The 330-nt window shown below is 62.7% G+C and carries 1 protein-coding gene; it reads left to right on the top strand.

Going from position 1 to position 330, the window contains the following annotated elements; genetic code table 11:
* The coding region (locus RHOFW104R8_RS03160; protein WP_407071425.1) for a transposase at window positions 1–290 on the top strand (290 nt) is incomplete at its 5' end.
* Window positions 291–330: the final 40 nt, after the last annotated feature.

A 330-nucleotide genomic window follows, 5' to 3' on the forward strand; every position in this document is an offset into this window, starting at 1 on the left:
TGCTGACCCCCGTAGAGGCGGGCGCGGTGTCGAGGATGATGCATACCTTCGCGCGCAATTACGTGGGCTCGTTCAACGGCCGCCATGGCCGCACCGGTACTCTGTGGGAAGGACGCTACAAGGCTTGCCTGGTGGACTCGGAGCGCTACTTCCTGACGTGCAGCCGTTACATCGAGCTCAATCCGGTTCGCGCGTGGATGGTGGCCCAGCCGAACGAATACCCGTGGTCGAGCTACGGTGCCAACGCAGAGGGGCGGGTTCTACCCCGTTTTCGCGGACAGTTGAGTTAAGGCCGTAAAGGCCCGGTCCCGAACCTCGATTCTGCGTTGC

The sequence above is a fragment of the Rhodanobacter sp. FW104-R8 genome, assembly GCF_001617365.1.
In the GTDB taxonomy this organism is placed as follows: Bacteria; Pseudomonadota; Gammaproteobacteria; order Xanthomonadales; family Rhodanobacteraceae; genus Rhodanobacter.